The sequence below is a fragment of the Cellvibrio sp. GW822-FHT04B05 genome, from assembly GCF_058800985.1.
Genome location: NZ_JBXAMU010000001.1, coordinates 855,183 through 869,395, shown reverse-complemented (window position 1 = coordinate 869,395; position 14,213 = coordinate 855,183). Strand labels below are relative to the sequence as shown.

General features: G+C 47.4%; 15 protein-coding genes. 5 read left to right on the top strand and 10 right to left on the bottom strand.

Going from position 1 to position 14,213, the window contains the following annotated elements:
- Positions 1 to 59: 59 nt before the first annotated feature.
- Entirely contained in the window at positions 60 to 1,787 is a 1,728-nt protein-coding gene (locus AC1RJL_RS03540) for an FAD-binding oxidoreductase (protein ID WP_492911369.1), read from the top strand.
- 110 nt (positions 1,788 to 1,897) lie between these two features.
- On the opposite strand, the gene AC1RJL_RS03535 is transcribed toward AC1RJL_RS03540, so the two are convergent.
- Both AC1RJL_RS03535 and AC1RJL_RS03530 read right to left on the bottom strand, forming a co-directional pair.
- Entirely contained in the window at positions 1,898 to 3,115 is a 1,218-nt protein-coding gene (locus tag AC1RJL_RS03535; RefSeq protein WP_492911368.1) for an MFS transporter, read from the bottom strand.
- 69 nt (positions 3,116 to 3,184) lie between these two features.
- Positions 3,185 to 3,814: a class I SAM-dependent methyltransferase gene (locus tag AC1RJL_RS03530; protein ID WP_492911367.1), complete on the bottom strand. Its 630-nt coding sequence runs from the start codon at positions 3,812 to 3,814 to the stop codon at positions 3,185 to 3,187.
- Positions 3,815 to 4,363: 549 nt separating this feature from the next.
- On the opposite strand from AC1RJL_RS03530, the gene AC1RJL_RS03525 reads away from it, so the two are divergent.
- Together AC1RJL_RS03525 and AC1RJL_RS03520 are read left to right on the top strand one after the other, a co-directional pair.
- Entirely contained in the window at positions 4,364 to 4,561 is a 198-nt protein-coding gene (locus AC1RJL_RS03525) for a hypothetical protein (protein WP_492911366.1), read from the top strand.
- Between the two features lie 85 nt (positions 4,562 to 4,646).
- The gene (locus AC1RJL_RS03520) at positions 4,647 to 5,363 is read left to right on the top strand and encodes a lipoprotein intramolecular transacylase Lit (RefSeq protein WP_492911365.1); all 717 of its coding nucleotides are present in this window, start codon (positions 4,647 to 4,649) and stop codon (positions 5,361 to 5,363) included.
- 81 nt (positions 5,364 to 5,444) lie between these two features.
- Here AC1RJL_RS03520 and AC1RJL_RS03515 read toward each other — a convergent pair whose 3' ends face one another.
- The 8 genes from AC1RJL_RS03515 to AC1RJL_RS03480 form a co-directional block, all read right to left on the bottom strand.
- Complete coding sequence (locus tag AC1RJL_RS03515; protein ID WP_492911364.1) at positions 5,445 to 6,608, bottom strand: lytic polysaccharide monooxygenase; 1,164 nt, start codon at positions 6,606 to 6,608, stop codon at positions 5,445 to 5,447.
- 338 nt (positions 6,609 to 6,946) lie between these two features.
- Positions 6,947 to 7,261 carry a hypothetical protein gene (locus tag AC1RJL_RS03510; protein ID WP_492911363.1) on the bottom strand — a complete coding sequence of 105 codons (315 nt, stop codon included), beginning with the start codon at positions 7,259 to 7,261 and terminating at the stop codon, positions 6,947 to 6,949.
- Positions 7,262 to 7,310: 49 nt separating this feature from the next.
- Complete coding sequence (locus AC1RJL_RS03505; RefSeq protein WP_492911362.1) at positions 7,311 to 8,348, bottom strand: Gfo/Idh/MocA family oxidoreductase; 1,038 nt, start codon at positions 8,346 to 8,348, stop codon at positions 7,311 to 7,313.
- Positions 8,349 to 8,385: 37 nt separating this feature from the next.
- Complete coding sequence (locus AC1RJL_RS03500) at positions 8,386 to 8,844, bottom strand: DUF4442 domain-containing protein (protein WP_492911361.1); 459 nt, start codon at positions 8,842 to 8,844, stop codon at positions 8,386 to 8,388.
- 160 nt (positions 8,845 to 9,004) lie between these two features.
- Positions 9,005 to 9,799, bottom strand: coding sequence for an ABC transporter ATP-binding protein (locus AC1RJL_RS03495; protein ID WP_492911360.1), 795 nt, complete (start codon positions 9,797 to 9,799; stop codon positions 9,005 to 9,007).
- A 2-nt stretch (positions 9,800 to 9,801) separates the two neighbouring features.
- On the bottom strand, positions 9,802 to 10,803 hold the full coding sequence (locus tag AC1RJL_RS03490; RefSeq protein WP_492911359.1) for a FecCD family ABC transporter permease: 1,002 nt from the start codon (positions 10,801 to 10,803) through the stop codon (positions 9,802 to 9,804).
- A gap of 42 nt (positions 10,804 to 10,845) precedes the next feature.
- Positions 10,846 to 11,613, bottom strand: a complete 768-nt coding sequence (locus tag AC1RJL_RS03485) for an ABC transporter substrate-binding protein (RefSeq protein ID WP_492911358.1) — start codon at positions 11,611 to 11,613, stop codon at positions 10,846 to 10,848.
- Between the two features lie 109 nt (positions 11,614 to 11,722).
- Positions 11,723 to 12,634: an ROK family protein gene (locus AC1RJL_RS03480; protein WP_492911357.1), complete on the bottom strand. Its 912-nt coding sequence runs from the start codon at positions 12,632 to 12,634 to the stop codon at positions 11,723 to 11,725.
- A gap of 187 nt (positions 12,635 to 12,821) precedes the next feature.
- On the opposite strand from AC1RJL_RS03480, the gene AC1RJL_RS03475 reads away from it, so the two are divergent.
- Both AC1RJL_RS03475 and AC1RJL_RS03470 read left to right on the top strand, forming a co-directional pair.
- Positions 12,822 to 13,208, top strand: coding sequence for a PilZ domain-containing protein (locus AC1RJL_RS03475; RefSeq protein ID WP_492911356.1), 387 nt, complete (start codon positions 12,822 to 12,824; stop codon positions 13,206 to 13,208).
- A 174-nt stretch (positions 13,209 to 13,382) separates the two neighbouring features.
- Positions 13,383 to 14,201: a hypothetical protein gene (locus tag AC1RJL_RS03470; RefSeq protein WP_492911355.1), complete on the top strand. Its 819-nt coding sequence runs from the start codon at positions 13,383 to 13,385 to the stop codon at positions 14,199 to 14,201.
- The last annotated feature ends 12 nt before the right edge of the window (positions 14,202 to 14,213 follow it).

Here is a 14,213-nt window from a genome sequence, read left to right as displayed (position 1 = left end):
AGCCCACCTTTTGCTTTTCAAGCAATTTTTGTCATTCAGCATTTGAAAGGAAGATGAACATGACTACCTCTTTTTTCAGCGAAGTATTGCGTATCCCCGGTGCCAAAGTCTTGAGTCGCGAGGAGGCGGCTTTTCAATATGGTGCAGATACCGGAGCCAGCCAACGCTTACCGGCCGGAGCCATCATTATTAAAGAAGTCGATGCAATCCAGGATGTGTTGGCACTCGCCAATGAATTTAAAGTTCCACTCTGGCCCATCAGTGGCGGGCGCAATTTTGGTTATGGGACTTCGCTCCCGGTAGACAGCCGCAGTTTTATTGTGGATCTGTCACAACTGCGCCGTGTTTATATCGATGTGAATTCTTCGACCGCATTAATTGAGCCGGGTGTTACCCAAGCCGATTTACATGCGGCGATTAAAAAAAGCGGGGCGGATTTATTAGTGCCGACCACCGGTGTAGGACCGAATGGAAATATTCTCGGCAACGCATTGGATGGTGGCTATGGCTTAACGCCAATCGCCGATCATTTTAATGCGATCAGCGAACTGGAAGGTTTTTGGGGCAACGGCACCGAGTTTCGCCACACCTACCAAGATCTGGGTTGTGCCGAAATGGCAAAACGCTGGAATGCGGGAACAGGTTATTCCTGGGCCGGCTTATTACGTCAGGGTAGCTTTGGCATAGTGACCAAAGCGCGCGTGCAATTGGCGCGCTCACCGGAAGCCACCCGCATTCTGGTTTTTGAATGGAAAAGTAATGAAGCTTTTATCGCTAGCCAAACTGAACTGAATAAACTCACCGAAGATATTCCCGGGATCGGCGGCATTATTATGATGAACGATTGCCGCATTCTTTCTACTCAAGTTGATACGCCTTTAGCATCGCCGCTCAAAGGTGATGAACGTGCCGACTATTTAAGAAAGCTCGCCAAAGAACGCAAGATTTCTGCGTGGACAGGTTTGGGCACATTATACGGTTCGCGTGCCGCAGTGGCAGGTTCGGTAAAAGATATTCGCCGTCGCTTAAAAAATTGCCGCGTATGGAGTTTTAGCCCGGATGAAATTCGTCTGTTGCAACAACTGCAAACCTATTTACCTTCCTGGGGATTCTCATCGCTGCGCCGTCATTTCGGTGCGCTAGTTAATACCTTGGGCACGGTGGAGGGTTATCCCATCGTTGCCTTTCTAAAAATCGCTTATGCGCTTGATCCTACCGCTAAAAAGCTTGATGTAAACTCCCACCCCGCCAAAGATGGTGCCGGTATTTTATGGTATGCGCCGCTGGTGCCTTTTACTGCAGATGAAGTCGAGCGCTACCGCACCGTAATGAGCAAATGTTTAATGGATAACGGTTTTGATCCATTGCTGGCCGTTACATCGCGTTCATCGCGTACACTCTCGGGCACAATTCCGGTTTTATTTGACCGCAAAAATCCGGATGATGTTGCACGCGCTAAAAATTGTTATCGCCAACTAGTAAAAACCGGGCTGGAAAATGGTTGGCCACCCTATCGTTTGGGTATTGATTATATGGATATGATCGCCTGTCCTGTTGACTCACCCAGTGCACAGGTTCAACACATGTTGAAAAAGGCATTGGATGAAAATGAAATAATTGCATCCGGTCGCTATGAACACGTTAAACCGACACCTTTTGTACCTGCAGCGCCAATCAAAGAATTGGAAAAAGTGGTCGAGGTGGTTCACCACACTGGCGAGCCACAGCTCGATTACACCAAAGTGTTCGGTACTCGTTTGCTCGAAACCGAAACTACCGAAGTGTAACTGGCGACTGAAAAATCCCAACACTTAACAATAACGATACGAGAAGGAATTACTCATGAACAGAATAATTTTCCAGCGCATCAGGGATGATGCCCTCTCAAGAATTTTAACTAGCTAATAGCCTTAATTTTCTTCGCTGTCCAAATGGTTACCAAACCAACCACGCAAGCAATATAACCTACCCAGTCATAACGCAATATTTCACCCGCGTCGCTCTTCAACATAATTAATCCTGCAACAAAAGCGGCCACACCTGAACCTAAATTTTGCATCGCCGAATTAAAAGCCATTACCCGCCCGCGAAAGTGCGGTTCGCAAGATGCAGTCACCATTGCCGAACAGGGAATAAAGCGACCGCTGACAAAAATGAAAAATAATCCTGCCATTATCAAGTGCCAAAACAAGCTAACGTGCAAGGTTTGCGTGACCAATACGATAGGAATAAAACTGAGCAATACGATCCAGGTAAATACCTGCGCATGGGGATACCTATCGGTGAGCTTCGCGATGATCGGACGCGTAATCAGCGTCACCGCACCCCCAACAAGATAAATATAAGGAAGATCGCCATTACCCAATTCCGTATTAGCGACTACCGCAGGGGCAATATAGGGAATCACCATAAAACCGCCAAACATCACCAATGATGAAGTGATAAATCCCCACCAATGATTAGGTACGGTGAGCAACTCGCGATAACTCTGCAGCATAGGCACATGCTGTTGCTGTAAATGTCCGCGCACCGCAGGAACAACAAACCAACTGATCAACAACACGATTGCACAAATCACCACTAAAAATAAAAACGGTGTCTGCCAGTGATAATGGTTGGCAATAAATAATCCCAGAGGCACGCCAGCCACAGCGGCGAGAGAGAACGCCAACATAACGATACCCATTGCCTGCCCACGTCGCTGTGGCGGGATAATATCGCCGATAATTGCCATAGCAACAGCACTCATCACGCCGCCGAAAAAACCGGCAACAATGCGCGCAACCAACAACAAGAAATAAGAATCGGCAAGGCCGCAACCAAGGGTTGCAATCGTCAGCCCAAGATAACAAGCTAATAATGCATGGCGACGATCAAACCGATCGGCAATCGCGGAGGCAAGCAACGCCGATACGCCGGCAGCGAGTGAATAGGAAGAAACCAATAAACCAAATTCTGCCGGCTGGATTGTAAAGGCATCCATTAATTGCGCCGAAAGCGGCATCATAATCATAAAGTCTACGATGACTGTAAACTGTAGTGCCATCAGTGTATACAGCAACGCATGTTCGCGCGTTGCGGATAACACTGGCGAAGGGGAAGGTAAAACAGACATGTATCGACTCACGCAATAACAATTAACGTCAGTCTACAGGTTGAACTTAGTGAGCGCTAATGACACTCATCAGGAATCGAGCTGAACCACCAAAATACTGCCGGTGAAACGCTTGGGCTCAAAACAGTACCAGGTAAACATTTCGCAGTCCCAGCGGTCGTAGCATTTATCGACCAGTTTCAAAAACGGGCCTCGCCCCGGATCGGCAAGCACCAGTTTTTTAACGCCTGCACTGGCAGCGCGTTTGAGCATTGCAAACCACTCGTCAGTTAATTCATCCCAGAAACAAATATCGCCGCCGACAATCACATCGTATTTAACAAGGTCTGCTTTTTTCATCGAGGCCATTGCGCCTTGGCGAGTATTAATAGCTACGCCATTTAGCTCCGCCTGTACATCCAAAAATGCAAAGACATCGTCATCCACATCCAAACCAGTGACACTGTGACCATTGTTGGCCAGATAAATGGATGTAGGTCCCCAACCACAACCGACATCCAGAATCCTGCTTTTTTTCTTGAGCGGATTGTGAGTGAAGTAATCCATCAGCAAATAACTGGAGTCCCAATGCTTATCGCCGTGCACACTCGGACTGCGCTCCTTTTTAAGATTTTTAATCGCTCGACTTTTTTCGTTGTACAACCAGATTCCATAAGTGTGAAACGTGTTCTTGGCGGGAGGGGCTAGTAGTTCGGGCACGATATCATCTCACTGGTAAAAGGCTCGGATGAATTCATTCAAAAGGCCTAGTTGAATTCGCTCAATAGCGTTGGGATTCTATGACAAAATTACGACATTTATGTGACAAGCAAACACAAAATACACACAAAACAAACGCAAACCAGAACAAGCGATGCAGTGACCTTTGATAAAAAATAATTTCGCGTTGTTGACAGTGAAAATTTTCGGCGTATTATCGCGCCCAATTTCCGGGGCACTGTTTTAACACACTGCCCTGGTAACACTGAAACCGCAAGCTCGCTTGCACAACCATAGGAGTACTCAAACATGACTTACGCGAACTATACCAACGCATAAACTTTCCGAGTACTCGCTTGGAAGGACAACAATACGAACCTTCCGAGCCAGGCGCAATACCCAAAGCCCTGATCGGGAAACTGATCAGGGCTTTTTCTTTATCAGGATTGCAATTAGTGATCGCGGAAGTTTTATTTTTTAGTGCAAAAAAATGATTGTTAACAATCATTTAGAAGGTTTATCACAGCTATACCTGACGAGGAACCGGCGATGAAACAGGAAAAACGCAATGGTCATGCATTCCACCCCATTATGTGCAAAGGTGGGGTGCATGAAAAAACCAACAAAGCCAAACGCAAATCCGAGCGGCAAGATACCGACCGCAAAGTAAAAGATTGGCTGGGCAAAGGCGCCAGTAAGCAAGCCGTAGAGGATTCTGCGGCTTTTTTATTTGGCATCTCCGCATAGGCGATGCGCCGGTGTGTTAAAGCTATAGCCTCAGGTTAGATTCACATGCTATTTTTGCCGCGCCGTTACTTTCGAGCCATTCGATATGATTGAACGTTTTATTTTCTGGCCGCTATTTTTCACCTGCCAACTCATCGTACTCGCGCTGGTGAGCTGGCACTTGCTGGCACAATTTCATTTTGCTTACCCAAGCGGCTACCAGTTACTGGATCTGGATAAACACATCGCCGAGTTTGCCCCGCTTAATCGTTTTAAAGAGGATTTTGAATTCACCGCACCGGAAGAACACTGGCGGCTTTTTGGCGAGATTAGCAATGCAGTGCAATCCAGTGGCAAAGGTTTGGATAATATCAGTTACACCTTGCAAACTGGCGAGCGTACCGCGCTGATGCATGAGGCCGAAATAATTCACCTGCAAGACGTCGCCAATTTGATTGATGCATTTTATCTGGCGGGAATAGTTTGCCTGCTTATCTGGATAGCATTAATTACTTACGCCTATTATCAACAACTAAAACTGCCTGCCATTAAAAGAATCCTGCTGGGATTCTTGGCCGGTTTCGCATTGATCACGATTATAGTATTGGCCATCGGCCCCACCGCTGTTTTTTATTGGTTGCACGTGCAGGTATTTCCCGATGGACACCAATGGTTTTTCTATTATCAAGATTCACTGATGACCACCTTGATGAAAGCGCCGGATATTTTCGCCTTCATCACAATCCTGCTGCTTTCCGTGTTGATCCTGTTGTGGTGCGCAAGTTTATATGCGCTCAACCGGTTGCTCGGGCGCGCAATTTAAAAATGCCACACACAACAAGCCAGTGGTAACGGCAAAAAAAAACGGCAGCCTGAGCTGCCGTGTTTATCCACAGGATATGGATTAGTTACAGCTACGTACCAATGTCCATGCGTTAGTCCAAGCCCAACCAGTACCCGGCGCATACGGACCACCAACAGTACACCAACCGCCAACGATGCAACGGTATTCACTGCCGGCATTTTTCACCAGAGCGTTAGTTGCGTAAGTTGATCCGTCGACATAGTTAGGTGATGTGCAATTGCCACCAGTAGCCGATGAACTTGAGCTGGATCTTGAGGAAGGTGCCACAGAACTCGGTGGCGTCACTGATGACTGGCTTGATGCATTACTGTTACAAGCACCCAAATCCAACCAGTAGTTATATTGGCCATTGGTCAACTCAGGATTGTTGCCCTGGGTCCAATAGTTAGCTTGGTAACGTCTGCTGTTGAACTTCACTTGTTGCGGGTTGGTATACGCAGTCGCCGCGTTCCAGGTCGGCAAGCCGGCGCAAGTATCGCTGGTTATGCTTGAGCTGGATGCAGAAGAGCGTGAAGACGATGGCACTGAGCTACTGGTAGTTGGAATACTTGAATTGCTAGTACCGTATTGCACATCAATACATTGATAGAAGCCTTCCGGCGCATCGGCATAATCGCGCTGCCAAATACTGTAAACCACGTGTTTACCGGTACGGGCAGGCAGGTTCACCACATGGCGGGAAGTTGCTTCTTGACCAGTAGGCGCTGATTGATGGATTTGCTCCAGATCGGACCACTTTAACGGGTTCGCCGGATTGTAGCCCTGCTTGGTGATGTAATAACGGAAGTACATAGTTCTGTGTTGCGCGGTATTAGTCCACACGAATTCGCGCGGGCCGGCTGACACAGTTGTTGCAGGCCAATCGGTTCTGGCCAGGTCGAGACCACCGTACCCACCTACACCTGCACTGCACAATTTGCCATCAGCAATCACTGATTGATGATTATCTTTTACACCGCCGATCGCAATACTTTGCGGTGAATAGAAACCTACATTGCCCGCCGCCTTTGCAGCGACACACGCGGGTAGCGTCGGATTTTCAATACCATTTTCTTTACAGACAATGACACGGGCTTTTGGCGAGGAAACATAACCATGCGCACTCACGTCAACTGCTCCCAAAAACGCCGCACTGGCAACAACAGCAGAAAGACCTAAGGTTCTAACACGAGAAATGGCGGAACGTTTGTTGATTATTTGCACTTTCACATTCTCCTTCATCGGCAACCATACCGGTCATACCGGTTATGACTACTCTGGTTAGTTGGATATTTATTGGGATATTTATTACTGCTATAAACAAACCTGATAGCAGGCAAAAAAATCCTAAAACGCCAGCCAATGAAAGGCCAGTCCCAGTTTTCGATTTGCGGTTCGACTTTGGGTGGAAAGTTCGAGCTTTGGAACCAAACATGTGCCATTAAGTGCGAACAGTGATTTTGACGCCAAGGCATTGACATGTGTGGGTTTAAACTCGTATTGCGGATGTGCTGGAGAGAGGTACTCTCTCCAGCACAAGTAACCTTGCCGGGATAAGAAACCTAACTCTGGGCCAGTATCAACTCTTTCACGATAGTGCTGCAGGCTTGAGTGGAAACCTGGATTTTAAGTGTCTCCGTACCGGTGAAATAAAACATAAAACAGATTTTTTTATCTGAGCTACCGACCAGACGTTTAATGTCGATAGCGCTGACTACTTGATAATCGTATTCGGCATTCGGAGAATTTTTGGCGATATTCAGTTTTACGTAACCTTTCCCGAGTGACTCAATGCTTTCAATACTATCCGGCATGCGTCCTGCAAAAACGCTGGTAGAGATGAATAACACAGTTAACAATAACCAATATTTTTTCATGATCAAACCCCGCAACTTCAAGATACTGAAATAAATTATCAAACCAAATTTATAGCTGGATTAATTGTTGTCGCCTGGCACTCTCTTCGCCTGCCAATAACAATTCAACTCCAAGTAAAGATTGTTGCGGCATAAATGCCAAAGGGTTTTCTCCTGCAATTGCCGCAACAATATTTTGATAATAATGTTCATAGCAACCGCGCTGCCCGGGAATAATTGTGCGCGTAGCTTCACCATTATTATGTGCATGCAATACGCCGTAATTATCTTCACCCGGTTGCGCCCAACCTGGCATACCGGGAATCAGTCCGCGCATCATTTGCGCTTCCTGAACATCCTGACCAAATTTCAGGAAAGAACCTTTATCTCCATGAATCGCGACGGTTGCACCTTTTTCACTAACAAAAGTATTTGAGCGAAGAATCACACGCATATCATCGTAATGAAAAATGACATTGAAATAATCAGTAGAACCTTCTGCACGGCGCAGGCTGCGCATATCGCCATACACCGCATTGGGTTTACCAAACAAACTCAACATGGAATCCACCATATGAATGCCCAAGTCAAACCAGGTGCCGGAACCGGGAAGTTTATCTTCTTTCCATTTTTTATGCGTGACGTTAGTGCGGTAGCGGTCGTAATGCCATTCAACTTCGACAATACGCCCAAGCGCGCCCGAAGCAATTATTTTTTGCGCGTCAAGATGATCGCTTTCCAAACGTTTATTTTGAAAAACTGCAAGGATTTTTTGCTGCCCACCAGCAAGTACAATTAATTCATTGCCTTCATCAAGGTTCAGAGTAAACGGTTTTTCAACCACTACATGCTTACCAGCTTGTAGTGCCGCTTTTGTCATTGGATAATGGTGCTCGTTAGGCGTATTGACGACAACCAAATGAATATCCGGATTGATAAGGATTTCTTCAAAGGTTGTTACGATACCCACGTCCGGATAATCCGCCAAGGCCGTAGGTTCGCCGCGCTGCAATATTGTATGAAGACACAAACCGGATTCCGCTGTAATCAGCGGAGCGTGAAATACCTTACCCGACATACCATAAGAACAGAGAGCAACATTGATCATAGGATTTTCCAGCTATTGGACGTGCGGGAGTTAAAATCTAATTGTCCCGGGCACGAGGTTTTAATTTGACATAAACGCGGCGTTTTACGCGCGCGACTAATTGATCGTTATCATCTTTGATGTCAACCAAAAACTCGGGTACGTATTTTTCACCGCCCGCCGTTTTTGCACGGATATCGTCAAGGATTTCATCGTTAATACTGAAGCGGGCATGCACATGGGTTTTGCCGGGAGCGATGTAATCTATCTCGGCGTGTTTGTCCCACACAAAATAATCGCGTCCCAGGTTGTTCATAATCATCAACATATACCAGGGATCGGTCATAGAGATTAAACTGCCGCCGTATTGTGTACCGACGTAATTGCGATTGTACCAACGCAGCTTTAACGTTACCTGCGCTTCCCGATAATCCGCAGCCAAATAGGTTATCCTGATGCCAGAGAAAAATAATGGCGGCCACAGATTGGCAAAAAATTTAAATACACCTGCGTTCATAATTGCCGCTCCAAAAGGAAGAACACACTTTAAGACTTGCAGTATTTTTACCGAGACACGCCGTAAACCCATCCCTGGGAGCTCGACTTCGTCATCCATACCTCAGACGGGCTCAGTAAAAATACCGCACGTTTCTACTGGTTAGTGTTCATCTAAAAATTCAAACAACCCGTTTACGAGGGATGATCACCACACCTTCATCGCGGCAATCAACATACGCACTTATACCGTAAACCTGTTGTAAATTTTCGGTTGTTAACACATCGATGGGGTTACCGTCGGCGACAATTTTTCCGCGATGCAATAACACCAGCCGCGAACAAAAGCGCGCGGCCAAACTTAAATCATGCAGAGCTGCTAACACTGCCCCGCCCTGCTTTGCATGTTCGGCGAGCAATTCCATCATATGCAATTGATGGTAAGGATCGAGTGCTGCGATAGGTTCATCAGCGAGGATAATCTGTGGTTCGCCAGCAAACACCCGCGCCAGCAAAGTACGCTGCAATTCACCACCGGAAAGTGTGGTCACAATACGCTGACGCAGTGATTGCAATTCAGTCTGTTCCAGCGCGCGCTCAATGGCCTGTTTATCGCGCGGGGATTTTCCGGTCAGTGGTGTGTGCCAGGGTGCACGACCAAGGCCAACCAAATGCTCCACCTGTAATGGCCAGGCGGGCACTTCTTGCTGGGGCAAATATGCCAATATCTGCGCGCGCTCGCGCCCGGAAAAATCATTCAGCAATTTTTTGTCGGTGCCGCCCAATGACAAAGTTACTCTGCCTGCGTCAGCACGTTGCAAACCTGCCATCACCCGCAGCAGCGAACTTTTACCGGCGCCGTTCGGACCGATCAGTCCTACAATCTCACCGGCTGACAATTGCATGCCCACATTATCCAGAATGTGGTTGCCATCGCGTGCAAACAAAACGTCCCGGGCACTGAGTGTTGTTATCATTATCATGCCCACCGTGAACGGGTTTTTAAAATTAATAACAGGAAAAAGGGCGCACCGATTAATGATGTAACTACACCAATTTTTAATTCCCGCGCACTGTCAAACTGGCGTACGAGAATATCGGCAAGCACCAACAATAATGCACCGCCCAACGCGCTCGCTAACATCAAACGCCCGGGGCGATAACCGACAAAGGGCCGCAACAAATGGGGAATCACCAAACCGATAAATCCAATTGCACCACTCACCGCTACGCATGCACCAACGCCAATTGCGATACCCAACAATAAAACGCCGCGCTCGCGATGATTATTAAAACCCAACGAGCGCGCGCTGTCTTCACCCAAGCTAAGCGCATCGAGAAAACGGCTGCGGCTCAGCAGCATCATCCAGCTGATAACCGCAAGCGGTAGCGCGATATACACATGGTCAAAATGGCGGTTAGCCAGCGAGCCCAATAGCCAGAAAACAATTTCCTGCATGGCATATAGACTGGGCGCGAAATTTAAAGCGACTGCAATAAACGCGACCATGATTGAACTCATTGCCGTGCCCGCCAGGATTAATGCCAGCATACTGCTGTGCATTCCGGCCAACAAATACACCATAAATAAAGTAAACAATGCACCGACAATTGCCGCGCCCGGTAGCCAATACCAGGCACTGGCAGCGAGACCAAAATACAATGTACAGATCGCACCGAACGCGGCGCCGCTGCTCACTCCCAACACACCGGGATCAGCCAGTGGATTACGCAACAATCCTTGCATAGCCGCACCCGACATTCCCAAAGTAGCGCCAATGACTATCGCCAGAATCAAACGCGGCAAGCGAATTTGCCCGACGACATTCGCAGCGAGACTTTGCTCGCCACTAAAAAAATCCTGCAAGCCGGCGACAACGTCAATATCAGCAAGGCCGGTATTCAGCGCGAGCACGGAGGCAGCGATGAGCGCTATAACCAAGGCGCCGGACAAAGCCGTAAACGAAATAATAGTCCGCAAAGTAAACTCTTCTTGTTAAGTTAATTGATAACGGCCGTGCGCTCAATCATTCGCTTCGATTACTAACGCCTGTTTAAGAGCGGCAGCTACATCACCGATAACTGACGCAGCACACCCCGATAAACCTGCTGGCAAAATGACTACTTTAAAATCGGCATGTTTCAATGCCGGGTGCGACAGATATTCGCGCGCAAGTGAAAATGCATCATCACTGCTTTCTTCCACAATTAAAATTTGTGGTTTCGCACTGAGCAATAACTCCAGATCGAGCTGATTGAAACTGAACATGCCCCGCTCTGCCGCCAAATTGCGCAAACCGGCAAGCTGCATCAACTCATGTTCTAAAGTCCCATCGCCAATCACTACACCGTTGGCGGAATACCAAAATGCAGTCAGTGGTGTTTTTCCAATAGTGGCTGCTTGCAGTTCTGCAATCTGGTGATTAATTTCTTGCACCATTTTTTGTGCTTTTAGTTGCGCGCCGATCAACTCTGCTAATTCCACAATCTGTATATTGATGTCATCCAACTTGCGCGGCAATGGTAACCGCTCAACACGCAGCCCCAACTTTTTTAATAATTCGATAGCATTGGGCGCATCAAATTCGCCCGCAAAAATAACATCAGGTTTTAACGGCACTATCTCCTCAGCCAAGCCGTGATTTAATGCCACACCGCGAACTTGTTCGGCAATGGGAGACCACATTGGATTCGCCGTAAGATAGCTGATAGATACCAAACGCTCATGGGGCACCAATTCCCAGAGCAATTGATCAATACAAATATTGAGCGATGCAATGCGCTGTGGCATTTTCGTGTAATCCGTAGCGACCTGAGCACGGCTGACGCTACACAATATTAAAAACAAAAAGCCCATCACCAAGCGGATGGGCTTTTTGTTTGCAGCCATTAAACAAAAGCTACGCAAGTGGATTCAACCAGGCCGCACCGCGCACGCCACTGGAGTCGCCGTGAACTGCGGGTTTTATCGGTGTATCGCACTCACCACCGAACACATATTTGGGTAATAGCTTGGATACTTCACTATAAATAGCTGCAATATTGGAGGCACCGCCACCCAATACAATCACATCCGGATCCACGATATTAATCACCGCCCCAAGTCCACGCGCTAATTGATCGAAATAGTTTTCCAGCACAGCTATGGCAGTTTTATTTCCAGCTTGCGCCATAGCAACAATTTCATTGCCTTTGATTTTTTCGCCCGTCGCTAATTGATAGGAGAGACACAAACCTGTGCCGGAGAGAAAAGTCTCCTGGCATCCCGCCCGGCCGCAATAACAAGGGCGCGCATTCAGGTCGGCATCATTCGTCCAGGGTAAAGGATTGTGTCCCCACTCACCCGCTACACCGTTAGGGCCGACAATTGGCTTACCCTGAAACGCCACACCGGCACCGCAGCCTGTCCCCAGAATTCCGGCAAATACCAGATCGTATCCGCGCCCTGCACCATCCGTCGCTTCGGATACTGCCAGGCAATTGGCATCGTTGGTGACTTTGACATCGCGTTGCAAAAAATCAGAAAGGTCTTTTTGGAAAGGTTTGCCATTGAGCCAGGTAGAGTTGGCATTTTTGACCCAGCCGGTCTTGCGTGAAATCGTACCGGGAATACCGATCCCCACCGGCAAGTTGGTTTGCCCTGCAGCCGCTTCAGCTTGCCCGACTAAATCGGCAAGGTCGCGCAAGGTAGCAGCATAGTCATCGCGGACTGTAGGGATGCGGGTGCGGAATAGCTCCTGACTGTTGCCATTGAGCAGGATAACCTCGGTTTTAGTGCCGCCAAGATCAATACCAACACGAAAATCTCTCATAAGAATCAGCCTGTTATCACACGTGTCGGGATTATAGGTGCGGCCGGATGCCAGAGGCAAATAGGCGAATCAGGCAATGCGAAGAATGGCGAAACGGCTGCCAACGACTACACTGGAGGAAGCATATTCGCAACATCCGGCAGCCGGACGGTTGCGCGAGACCACACCGTGACTGATAGAACAAACTATGACCACTACCAACAACAAAAATACTGCTAACGAGCGCCGCAAATTTAGCCGCATTCTTTTTGATGCCCATGTCGAACTGGCACAGGGCGAATTCCACTGGCGTGCAAGCTTATTGGATATTTCGTTGAAAGGCTTATTACTACAACAAACCTTGCCCGCTGAAGTTGCGCATGATCACCCCATACTGGTGAAAATCCTGCTGTCGGACAACACCAGCATTGCTATGTCCGTTACCGTGGCACACCAGCATCACAATCAAACCGGATTGATGTGTACCTCTATTGATATTGATAGCGTAAGCCATTTACGCCGCTTGATTGAATTGAATCTGGGCGATGCAAAATCCGCCGAACGGCAACTCTCTGAATTAATCAGCGACTACTAACCATAACACTGGTCCGACGAGTACCGATTTGCGGAGCCCTCCAAGTAATGAGTGAAGAAATAATCTACGAAAGCACCAGCGGCTTTGAATTCCAACCTGACACACCAGTTGATAAAACATTGCTTCATGAACTATTAACCCTCATAGAAAACAACCATTAATCAGAACATCTCTATGCGGTATCTGGCGTTCTTTTTTTTGTTGTGTATGCCATTCTGTTTCAGCCAATCTGCGTTGGCGGAAACCATCCTGCGTCTGACACTTCCCAAAGCTGGCTCACTTGAACCTGAAGTAACCAGCCGTTTTTACGAAGAAGCTTTGTATTTGGCATTAACCAAAACAAGCAAAGAATCTGAACGCATCCAATTTGATCATCACTCTATTGCGGTTAACCGCGAGCGAGCACGCTTGTTAGTTAAGCAAGGCGTACTAGATGTTGTCTGGAGCAGCAGTAATAAAAAGCGGGAAGAAGAACTGGCGCCGGTTAAATTCAATTTAATCCGCGGCATTAACGAGTATCGATTATTGTTGATCCGCACCGCTGACCAAGCCAAATTTGATCAGGTTAAAACCGTCGCGGATTTGCAAAAGTTTAAAATCGGTAGTGGTACCCAATGGAGCGACACCGATGTCTATCGCTTTAATGGTTTACCGTTAGTAACATCTTATTCTTACCGGCCAATGTTCAGAATGCTGAGCCTCAAACGATTCGATTACATCGCACGCGGCCTGCAGGAAGTAGAATCCGATTTAAAAAATTACGAAAGTTTAGGATTGGCAGTGGAAAAGAATCTGGCGATCCATTATCCACAACCGATTTATTTTTTTGTTAATGACAGCGATCTTGCCTTACGCATTCAAAGGGGATTGGAATTAGCGCAACAAGATGGAAGTCTGGATGCCTTATTTTTTTCCATCCCTAATTTTCGCGAAGCCTGGGAACAATTAAAAAAGATTGATCGCCATATAATTGAACTGAAAATTCCGGATTAAGTATCGTTAGGA